This is a genomic window from Mesorhizobium sp. M0601, assembly GCF_040320845.1.
In the GTDB taxonomy this organism is placed as follows: domain Bacteria; phylum Pseudomonadota; class Alphaproteobacteria; order Rhizobiales; family Rhizobiaceae; genus Mesorhizobium.
Genome location: NZ_JAMYQK010000006.1, coordinates 208,526 through 218,223, shown reverse-complemented (window position 1 = coordinate 218,223; position 9,698 = coordinate 208,526). Strand labels below are relative to the sequence as shown.

9 protein-coding genes are annotated in these 9,698 nt (G+C 62.4%); 5 read left to right on the top strand and 4 right to left on the bottom strand.

Translation table 11 applies throughout. The features are described from left to right. Positions 1–234 precede the first annotated feature (234 nt). Positions 235–492, top strand: a complete 258-nt coding sequence (locus tag NKI41_RS09355; protein ID WP_352682648.1) for a hypothetical protein — start codon at positions 235–237, stop codon at positions 490–492. A 174-nt stretch (positions 493–666) separates the two neighbouring features. Here the strand turns inward: NKI41_RS09355 and NKI41_RS09350 are convergent, their stop codons facing one another. Genes NKI41_RS09350 through NKI41_RS09335 form a run of 4 tightly spaced genes read right to left on the bottom strand, consistent with a single transcriptional unit; the run spans position 667 to position 5,588 of the window. Then, on the bottom strand, positions 667–1,971 hold the full coding sequence (locus NKI41_RS09350) for an NAD(P)/FAD-dependent oxidoreductase (RefSeq protein WP_352682646.1): 1,305 nt from the start codon (positions 1,969–1,971) through the stop codon (positions 667–669). Then, entirely contained in the window at positions 1,971–3,356 is a 1,386-nt protein-coding gene (locus tag NKI41_RS09345) for a glutamine synthetase family protein (protein WP_352682644.1), read from the bottom strand. The genes NKI41_RS09350 and NKI41_RS09345 overlap by 1 nt, the downstream gene beginning before the upstream one ends. Continuing rightward, on the bottom strand, positions 3,349–4,644 hold the full coding sequence (locus NKI41_RS09340) for a nucleotide disphospho-sugar-binding domain-containing protein (RefSeq protein WP_352682658.1): 1,296 nt from the start codon (positions 4,642–4,644) through the stop codon (positions 3,349–3,351). Before NKI41_RS09340 ends, NKI41_RS09345 begins: the two co-directional genes overlap by 8 nt. A 5-nt stretch (positions 4,645–4,649) precedes the next feature. Next, a complete protein-coding gene (locus NKI41_RS09335) occupies positions 4,650–5,588 on the bottom strand; it encodes a GntR family transcriptional regulator (RefSeq protein WP_352682642.1) in 939 nt (312 codons plus the stop codon). A gap of 231 nt (positions 5,589–5,819) precedes the next feature. On the opposite strand from NKI41_RS09335, the gene NKI41_RS09330 reads away from it, so the two are divergent. The 4 genes from NKI41_RS09330 to NKI41_RS09315 all read left to right on the top strand — a co-directional run bounded on the left by NKI41_RS09330 (position 5,820) and on the right by NKI41_RS09315 (position 9,690). Next, positions 5,820–6,884, top strand: a complete 1,065-nt coding sequence (locus NKI41_RS09330; protein WP_352682640.1) for a polyamine ABC transporter substrate-binding protein — start codon at positions 5,820–5,822, stop codon at positions 6,882–6,884. A gap of 106 nt (positions 6,885–6,990) precedes the next feature. After that, positions 6,991–7,833, top strand: coding sequence for an ABC transporter permease (locus NKI41_RS09325; RefSeq protein ID WP_352539482.1), 843 nt, complete (start codon positions 6,991–6,993; stop codon positions 7,831–7,833). Beyond that, on the top strand, positions 7,826–8,620 hold the full coding sequence (locus NKI41_RS09320) for an ABC transporter permease (RefSeq protein WP_352682638.1): 795 nt from the start codon (positions 7,826–7,828) through the stop codon (positions 8,618–8,620). Before NKI41_RS09325 ends, NKI41_RS09320 begins: the two co-directional genes overlap by 8 nt. Beyond that, positions 8,617–9,690, top strand: coding sequence for an ABC transporter ATP-binding protein (locus NKI41_RS09315; protein ID WP_352452933.1), 1,074 nt, complete (start codon positions 8,617–8,619; stop codon positions 9,688–9,690). The genes NKI41_RS09320 and NKI41_RS09315 overlap by 4 nt, the downstream gene beginning before the upstream one ends. Positions 9,691–9,698: the final 8 nt, after the last annotated feature.

The window sequence follows — 9,698 nt, the reverse complement described above, 5'->3', positions numbered from 1 at the left end:
AAACCGCTAATCCTGCAATCCAAAAGCCGCTATCCGCCTCAATCAACATGCCAGATCAACGGCTTGCGGATAGTTCACGGTCGACTAGTCCGGAATGGTTACTTGCGCTGCAGCTAATGTAGTTACAATCTTGTGCAGTCGGAAGCTGCATGGGCCGGCTAAGCGCGAGTACCGTCTTCGCCGGCGTCTCAAGGCAGTCGACCACATTTTTGCGGTGCTCTAAGGGGGAAATCAATGAGATTGACGATTATTTGTGCGGCAATTGTGATGGCCGTATCCACCGCCGCCGTTGCACACGAGAAAAAGAGGGTGGTCAGTACACCAGTAACGTCGTGCTGTGCCGACCTGTCGGGCAGCACGATCAAGAAAAACAGGGAAACAAAATTGGATTGCAGTTCAACCGGAACTGTCTCCAGCCCGATTTCGAAAGACAAATCGGAGCCGCGCCTGGGCTATGAAACTGTCAATCCTGCAATCATATCGATCTATTAGCTGAGGAAATAACAGGCAGTTCTATCGGCGCTCAGGCTTCGGGAGCAGGGCACGAACCGACTCGCGGCCATGGCCTGCGGACGATATTCAAGCATCGATCAAGTCGGACGCCGCCGCGAAATCAGCCGTTAATCGCTTGGTGGCGGCGCTCGGCCTCATTACGCATGCCTGCGCTCAATGTTTGATGCGGTCACGCATTGCGTACCAAAGCATGCCGAGCACATAGAGCGGGCCGCGCAGCGCCGTGCCGCCGGGGAACGGCAGCGGGCTTAGGGTCGAAAACAGATCGAGCCGCGAAGCATCACCGGTGATCGCCTCAGCGAGCAGCTTGCCCGACAGCGTCGACAGGATCACCCCCTTGCCCGAATAGCCATGCGCAAAATAGACGTCGCCATAGCGACCGACGTGCGGCAGGCGCGATGTCGTCACCGAGACCAGCCCGCCCCAGGCGTGATCGATGCGGCGGCCGCGCAATTGCGCAAAGGTGTTTTCCATGTGCGGCCGCACGAAGCCGGCAATGTCGGCGGGCGGCGACGGCGTATAGCGCTCGCCGCCGCCGAACAGCAGGCGTCCATCCGCCGACAGCCGGTAGTAATTGACGACGAAGCGCGTGTCGGAGACGGCCACATTGCTTGGGATGACGTCGCTCGTGTCGCCCAGCGGCTCGGTGGCGATGATGTAGTTGCCGACCGGCATAATGCGACTGTTGACGCGCGGCTCAAGCCCGTGGAGCAGCGCATCGCCGGCCAGTACGACATGCCTGGCCCGGACCGAGCCTTTGGCCGTCGAAACCCGGGGGGAAGCTTCCCGCTCCAGCCGCAGCGCCACCGAATTCTCGTGGATGGTGACGCCCGCCGCAGCCGCGGCGCGAGCAAGACCGAGCGTGTAGTTCAGCGGATGCATATGGCCACCGAGCTTCTCGTACATCGCGCCGTGATAAGGTGTGTTCACCATTCCGCGCGCCTGCGCTGCCGACAGCATCTCGACATCATGAAAGTTCATCACCGTAGAAAGGCACTCGGCCTCTTCTTCGAGGTCGCGCAGGTCGGAACCGTTGACCGCACCAGCCAGATGGCCGGTGAGCCTGAGGTCGCAATCGATGGCATGGCGCTCGATCAGACCGAGCACGAGGGCCCGCGCCTCGAAGGCGAGATCGAACAGCGCCCTCCCCCGTTCCGGCCCATATAGCTTGACCAGCCCCTTGGCGCCCTTGCGCAGGCCGGGGATCATCTGGCCGCCATTGCGCCCCGACGCCCCCCAGCCGATCTTGCCGCCTTCGAGCAGCACCACCTTCAGGCCGCGTTCGGCTGCATGAAAGGCTGCGGAGAGGCCGGTACAACCGCCGCCGACCACCACCAGATCGGCGTCGACGTCGCCCTGCAGCGCCGGATGGTCCGGAGCCGGATTGGCCGTCGCGACATAGTAGGATTTGCCGATATCCAGGCCGGAGTTGAAGCCCCCAGAATTGAAGCCCATCATCACACCTTGAGCAGCAGATGGTCGCGTTCCCAAGAGGTGACGACGCTCTGGAACAGGTCGAGCTCAACGCTCTTGACGCGCAAATAGGTCTGGAAGAAATCCTCCCCGAGCACCGCCCGAAGCGGATCGCACGCAGCGAAGCGGTCGAGCGCCTCTTCCATGGTTTTGGGCAGCGTGCTCCTGCTGCGATAGGCATTGCCCGACGCTTCCGTCGAACGAGCGATCTTCTCCTCGACGCCGAGATAACCGCAAAGCAGCGAGCCGGCTATCGCCAGATAGGGATTGGCATCGGCGCCGGGCAGCCGATTTTCCACGCGCCGCGCGGTGGGCCCGCCGGCCGGCACACGCAGGCCGCAGGAGCGGTTGTCGTGCGACCACTCGATGTTGGCGGGTGCACTGTGGTTCGGCCGGATGCGGCGGAACGAATTCACGTTCGGCGCAAACAGCGGCATCACCTCGGGAATGTATTTCTGCAGGCCGCCGATGAAATGCCCGAACATCTCGGTGTCGGCGCCGTCACGCCCGGCAAACAGCGTGTTGCCGGCCTCGTCGACGACAGACATATGGAGATGCATTGAGCTGCCGGCTTGTGCGGCTATCGGTTTGGCCATGAAGGTCGCCTGCATGCCACCTTCCTGCGCGGCCTGGCGCGTCATTCGCTTGAACAGCAACACCTTGTCTGCCAGCGGCAGCGCGTCGCCATGCAGGAAATTGATCTCCAGTTGGGCCGTGCCCGATTCATGGATGAGCGTGTCGAGCGGCAGTCCGGCTGCCGCAGCATAGCCATACAGGCGCCGGATCACCGGCTCGAATTGCTCCAGTGCCGCCATGTCATAGGGATGCTGCACGCTTTCGGAGCGGCCATTGCGCCCGACCGGCGCCATCACCGGTCTGTCGGGATCGGGATTGGGCGCGGTGAGATAAAATTCAAGCTCCGGCGCCACCACCGCCCGCCAGCCGCGCCGGCGATATAGATCGAGCACGGCCCGCAACACGTGCCGCGGCGAAGCCATCCACGGCCGGTCGTCCATGTGGAACGCATCGGCGAAGACATAGGCCTTGCCTGGCCCGCCACCGGGCGCCAGACAGAGTGTTGCGACATCCGGCACCATCCGCATGTCGGGGTCCTGGTAGGCGAACCCCTCGTCGACGGAACCGGAATAGCGGCCGTCGATGCTGACCAGGAACGCGCTGCTCGGCAGATAGAGTGCTCGGTCCTCGATCGCCTTGAGGAACTTGGCCGCTGGCAGGGCCTTGCCGCGCAGCACGCCGTTCATGTCGGGCACCAGGCACTCGACCTCGCTGACAGCGTGAGCGGCCAACCAGTCTTTCGGGTCGTTGGTGCCGTTCATGGTCGAGGCATCCGTTGTTGTGGTGTCAAGCATCAGGTCGGGTCCTTGCGAGAGCGAGAATGGCTTCGGCAGCCACGTCGGTTCCGGGTGTCAGCGCCATATGCACTGCATTCTCCCGGAGGCGTGCGCGCATTGCAGCATCGGCCATCAGGCCGAGAATGCTTCGCTCCAATTCGTCTTCCGTCCAGCCATCGCGGCTGATGTGGCGCCCGACGCCGGTTTCTTCGGCACGTTGCGCATTGTCATGCCCGTCCCAGCAATAAGGCATGACCAGCGACGGCACGCCGAAACGCAGTGCTTCGCAAAAGCTGTTGTTGCCACCATGATGAATGAAGAGGTCGCATTTCGCCACGACCGAAGGCTGTGGAAACCAGGCATCGAGATAGACATTGTCCGGAACGGCGCGATAGCTGTCGCGCAGACCTCCGGCATTGACAATGAAGCGGGCCTGCAGCCTGTCGAAAACGGCGAGCATGCGCTGGATCAGGCCGACATCCATGGCGCCAAGACTACCGAAACTGACATAAACCAGCGGTCCGTCATTGCGCGGAAAGACCGGCACGTCGAACGGCCCTTCCGAGCGAACGCAGCCTTCGAGATAGACGAAGCTGGCAGGGTCGAGCGGCTCGGCGCGCTGCCTTCGCACAATCGTTGGGGTCAGCAGCAGATTGAGGGCGGGCGAAGGTTCCAGAAAAAGACCCGTCGGCAAGGGCGCAAGACCGGCGTCGGTCCGAAGCCGATTGAAGCGGTCATGGGCCGGAGCGACCGCTGCCAGGTAGCGCGCCTCGAACGCCGCGCGGCTCGGGTCGTCGGCGGCGAGACCGGACAGATAGGGTGGCACATTGGCATCGGGAAGCTCAGTTTCGGCGCAGGAGACGACGCGCACCCACGGGCAGCCGGCGGTCGCCAATGCCGGGAACATGACGACGTTGTCGAGCACCACGGCGTCCGGCTTCAGCCGCGCCAGCAATTGGCGCAGCGGCGCCTCGGCGTTGACCGCAGTGTCTACGATTGCTTGCCAGGTCGGGGCAACGTAGGTTTCGAGCTGATCGATGGGGCTCAGCCTGAAATGCGGCAGATGACGGCGCACGAAGGCCTGCCAGTAGCTCTGGCGTTCGCTGTCGGTCAACGGGTCGTCAGTCGGCAACTGGTATTCCTGAAACCCATAGTCGGCGAACACGCCAGAAAAGCCGGCATGGCAGATGAACACCGGGCGGGCGCCACGAGCGCGCAGGGCCTGCGCTATGCCAACGCAATTCAGCGCAGCGCCGAAGCTCGCTTCCGGAAACAGTGCGATGGTCGGGCTGCCTTTGCGCATGATCCTCGTTATTCCGGCCGGCTGATCATGCCGAACAGCGCGGGCGCCCCGCGACTAGCCGCCTGCGGTCGCTGGCTGCGTGAAAGCCGCAGATGGACCCGAAGCAGATCGGCTGCAACCTCGTACTGCTGGCTCTCCAGATGGTCGAGTATGGTCAGATGCTCGCGCAATGATTGCTTCAGCCGGAAGACATTGACGCCGGCATACGTTCCCGGCAGCCGGCGCAGCCTGAGATGATCGGCCAACGCCTCGGCGACGAAGCGGTTGGCGGAGCCACCGGCGATCATCCCGTGAAAATCAATGTCCAGCCGTTGGAACTCTCTGGAATCGAATGCCGCGTCGGGCAGAGCCAGCAGCATTTCCATGCCCTGTCGCAAGGCTGCCGCGCGCGTCCCATCCAGCCGGAATCCAGGCGCCAGAAGGGCGGCGGGTTCCAGCAACAGCCGGAATTCATAGCTCTCCCCTTGTGCGCCAAGATCGTCCGGCGCTCTCCTGAAAAGCCAGGACTGCCCCGGCGCGCGGTCCAGAAGATTTTCCTCGGCCAGTTTCTTCAGAGATTTTAGTACCGTCCTGCGCTCGGCATTATACCGTCGCATCAGCGCGCCGACGGTGACCCTCTGGTCCAGCCGGCGCGCCGAGCGGTCTCGCAGGATCATGTCGGCAAGTTCATCCTCCTCGGCGCTCGGCAGGTCGGCGGCGACGGTCGCCTGGCTTGTGAGGTCTACGGCCAAGCGATAGCCGGACTCAGCCTCCCATTGAACTACGCCTTTTTCAGTGAGCAGACGCAGCGCGGCCCGCACCGGAGTTCGGGATACATTGCAGAGCGAAGCGATCTGCTGCTCCGGGAGATGAGCGCCGGGTTCAAAGCCGCGTTTCCGGGCCACATCGAGAATGCGCTGTGCGAGGTCGAGATGGTTGGTGCGGGGACGTCGGGCTGCAACTTGCATGGCAATTCTCATGAAGGACGGGCGGCGGAGGTTTGGCCGATTGCCCTTGCGGATGCGATCGGCCGGGATTCACCGTAGTTTGACAAATTATGGATTGACGTACTTTTTTCTGCAATAGTACTGTGAGATCAATCGGCAATAAAAAGACCGGGGAACAGGATCAAAGCGGCTACGGCTGCAAGCGCTGGTCCGACGACTAAGTTCGATGATCAACCAGAATGGGAGTCTGTCATGACCACCACCACCCTGCGGCACCGTCCGTTAAGGAAATCCTTGATCGCACTTGGCCTTGGCCTGGCGCTGTCAGCGCCGGCGGCTGCCTCCGACCTCGTTATCTCCAACTGGGACGGCTACATGGCGCCGGATGCCATGAAAGCTTTCAAGGCGGCGACCGGTGTCTCCGGTGAAGTCGTGGTTCACGCCACTAACGAGGAGATCATGGGCAAGCTCGTCGCGTCCGGCGGCAAGGGCTATGACGTGGTCTTCGTCTCCTCGCCCTTCGCCGAAGTGCTGAACAAGCTCGGCCTGATCGAGGCGATCGACCATGCCAAGATCCCTAACCTCGCTAATCTCTATCCCGAGGCGGCGAAGCTGCCGCACGACGCCGGCAACAATTTTTCCGTGCCCTACACTTGGGGCACCACCGGCCTTTGCTACCGTTCGGATCTGGTGAAGGCGGAGCCGGTCAGCTGGAACGACCTTCTCGCCCCGTCCGATGCGCTCAAGGGCAAGACGACGATGCTGGCGACCGACCGCTGGCTGCTTGCCGCCGGCCAACTCGCCAAGAGCTATTCGGTGAACGAGACCGATCCGGCAAAGCTCGGCGAAGTCAAGGACCTGCTGATCTCGGCCAAGAAGACTTTGCTGGCCTATGACGACACGACCTTTTATTCAAAGCTGGTCTCGGGCGAGGCGCTGATGGTTCAGGCCTGGGATGGCTGGTGCAATTACGGGATCGCCGAGAATCCACAAATTAAATACACCATACCGAAAGAAGGCTCGGATCTCTGGGTCGATACGATGGTCGTGATGAAGGCATCGGCCAACAAGGACGCCGCCTTCCAGTTCATCAACTTCATGCTGGACGCCAAGAACCACGCCTGGGCGGCCCAGAACATCGACTACAAGGTACCGAACAAGCCGGCTATGGAAAGCCTGCCGGCGGATTTTCTCGCCAAATTTCCCAATATGAGCATGCCGGTGGCAGAGTTGGTCAAGTTCGAGCAGTTGCGCGATGTCGGCGATGCCCAACGCGACTACTCGAAGATCGTCAGCGAAATCAAGGCCGCGCAATAACCGACATCAAAATCAGAGATCCCGGTCGACGGCGGGGTTTTCGCCGCCGACCGTTGAATGCGGTACCGCAATCTTGTCCCAAACAAGACTTCGCTCATTCTTGCTGATGACGCCGGCGCTGGCCTGGCTCACCGCCTTGATGGTCGTGCCATGCGCGCTGGTGCTGGCGCTCGCCTTCTTCCGGCGCGGCATCTATGGCGGCATCGATTACACTTTCACGCTGGAGAATTTCGGGCTGGTGTTCGACCCGCTCTATGCCGGCATCTTCCTCAATTCGGCGCGCATTGCCGGCACGGCAACCCTGGTCGCGGTGGTGATCGGCTATGCCGCCGCCTATGCGATCGCGGCAGCACCCCGGCAACTGCAGCCGGTGTTTCTGTTCTTTGCCGTCTTGCCCTTCTGGTCCAACTACCTGATCCGTACCTATGCCTGGATCGTGCTGCTCAACCGCGAAGGGCTGATCACACAACTGCTGCGCTGGTTCGGCTACACCGGCGAGCCGCCGTCGATGCTTTATACCGAAGGCGCCGTCATCGCCGGTCTGGTCTACAACTATCTGCCCTTCGTCATCCTGGCCTGCTACGCGCCGCTGTCGCGGCTCAATCCGGAGCTCGCAGAGGCCTCACGCGATCTCGGCGCGTCGGCCGTGACCACATTTCGCCGGGTCATCCTGCCACTGACCGTGCCGGGTATCGCCGCCGGCGCTGTTTTCGTCTTCGTGCTGTCGATCGGCAATTTCGTGACCCCTGCTCTGCTCGGCGGTGGGCGCTTCCAGATGATCGGCAATGTCGTCTACGAGCAGTTCCTGACCGCCAATGACTGGCCCTTCGGTGCGGCACTGGCAATGGTGCTGATCGCCATCATGCTGCTGGTGCTGACGGCGCAGGCCCTGGCTGCTGATCGCGCCTCGGGCCGTGCCGCCGAAGCGAGAGGAGGCGCCGATGGGTGAGCGCTCCCTCGCCACGAGGCGCGCGCTCTGGCTCGTGCTTTCACTGGTCCTGGCCTTCCTCTACATCCCGATCGCCGTGCTGGTGGCGCTGTCGTTCAACCAAGGCGGGCTGCCGACCGTCTGGTCGGGCTTTTCGCTGAAATGGTATGTCTCGCTAATCGGAAACGCCGCAATCCTTTCTGCCGCGCTCAACACACTGATCGTGGCGCTTGTCTCGACCGCCATCGCCACGCTGCTCGGCACGCTGCTGGCGATCGGCGTCGAAATACGCCGGCAACACGGCAAAGGTCTCGAGGCGCTGATCTTTGCGCCGATGATCATTCCCGACATCGTGCTGGCGATCGCGCTGCTCAGCTTCTTCTCGATGCTTGATCTCACCTTGGGCCTGCACACCATCATCCTCGCCCATGTCGTCTTCAATCTCGCCTTCGTCTGCTCCGTGGTGCGCGCGCGGCTGAAAAGCTTCGACTGGTCGATCGTCGAGGCCTCTGCCGATCTCGGTGCTTCCGCCCTCACGACATTTCGGCGGGTGACGTTGCCGGTGATCCTGCCTGCCGTTGTCGCCGGCGCGCTGCTCGCCTTCACCCTTTCGGTCGACGAATTCATCATCGCCTTCTTCACCGCCGGCGCCGGCCGCGCCTCGACCACGCTGCCGATGCAGATCTATTCGATGATTCGCTTCGGCATCACGCCGGAGATCAATGCCTTGGCGACTATCGTCATGGCGGTCTCAATCACCGCGCTGACCCTGTCGCAGCGGTTCAACCGTGGGGTGATCGGCCAATGAACGAGCCCCGCACGCTGCTGGCGATCGACAACGTGTCGAAGAAGTTCGGCCGGGTGACGGCGGTCGACGGCATTTCGCTGGATATCCGCGAGAACGAGTTCTTCGCCTTGCTTGGACCTTCGGGCTGCGGCAAGACAACGCTGCTGCGCATGTTGGCCGGCTTTGAGACGCCCAATGACGGGCGCATCCTGCTCGACGGCCGCGACATCGCCAGGACCCCGCCCAATAAGCGGCCGGTCAATCTGATGTTCCAGTCCTATGCGCTGTTTCCGCATATGAGCGTCAGGGCCAATGTTTCCTACGGCCTCGAAATGGAACGCTTGCCTGCAAAGGAAATCCGCTCCCGTGTCGACGCCATTTTGGCGACGACCGAACTCGTTGCCTTCGCCGACCGCAAGCCGGAGCAATTGTCCGGCGGCCAGAAACAGCGCGTCGCGCTTGCCCGAGCGCTGGTCAAGCGACCACGGCTGCTTCTGCTCGACGAACCGCTTGGCGCGCTCGACAAGAAATTGCGCGGGGCCATGCAACTGGAGCTGAAGCGGCTGCAGCACGAGGTCGGCATCACCTTCGTCATCGTCACCCATGATCAGGAGGAATCGCTCGTCATGGCCGACCGTATGGCAGTGCTCAGGGACGGCAAGCTGCTGCAATGCGATACACCCCATGCGGTCTACGAGCATCCGGGGGACCGTTTCGTCGCCGACTTCATCGGCGTCATGAATTTCGTACCGGGCAAAGCCGCCGGCGACGGCGTGCTGGCAAGCAACGGCGTGCGGATCGCCGGCGATGTTCCCGCAACAATTTCGCCGGGCGCTGCGGCGGTAGCTTCAGTGCGGCCCGAACGCATCCGGCTGTTCCCGTCGGCAGAAACGGCCAACCGTATCTTCGGCGCGGTCGAGGCGCTGGCCTATCAGGGACTCGATCTGCAGCTGCACGTCCGCACCGCCCTGTCGCCAAAGCCGTTCCTGGTGCGCGTCACCGCCGACGCCGCCGACCGCCGCCCGGTCTCGTCGGGCGATACAGTCGAGCTCGGCTGGGATGCGGCTGACGTCAGAATTTTCGCAGATTGATCGAAGGA

Excerpts from the sequence above, each read along its gene's own strand:
- NKI41_RS09315 (WP_352452933.1), top strand. The coding sequence starts at position 8,617 with ATGAACGAGCCCCGCACGCTGCTGGCGATCGACAACGTGTCGAAGAAG.
- NKI41_RS09345 (WP_352682644.1), bottom strand. The coding sequence starts at position 3,356 with ATGCTTGACACCACAACAACGGATGCCTCGACCATGAACGGCACCAAC.
- NKI41_RS09320 (WP_352682638.1), top strand. The coding sequence starts at position 7,826 with ATGGGTGAGCGCTCCCTCGCCACGAGGCGCGCGCTCTGGCTCGTGCTT.
- NKI41_RS09330 (WP_352682640.1), top strand. The coding sequence starts at position 5,820 with ATGACCACCACCACCCTGCGGCACCGTCCGTTAAGGAAATCCTTGATC.
- NKI41_RS09355 (WP_352682648.1), top strand. The coding sequence starts at position 235 with ATGAGATTGACGATTATTTGTGCGGCAATTGTGATGGCCGTATCCACC.
- NKI41_RS09335 (WP_352682642.1), bottom strand. The coding sequence starts at position 5,588 with ATGCAAGTTGCAGCCCGACGTCCCCGCACCAACCATCTCGACCTCGCA.
- NKI41_RS09325 (WP_352539482.1), top strand. The coding sequence starts at position 6,991 with ATGACGCCGGCGCTGGCCTGGCTCACCGCCTTGATGGTCGTGCCATGC.
- NKI41_RS09350 (WP_352682646.1), bottom strand. The coding sequence starts at position 1,971 with ATGATGGGCTTCAATTCTGGGGGCTTCAACTCCGGCCTGGATATCGGC.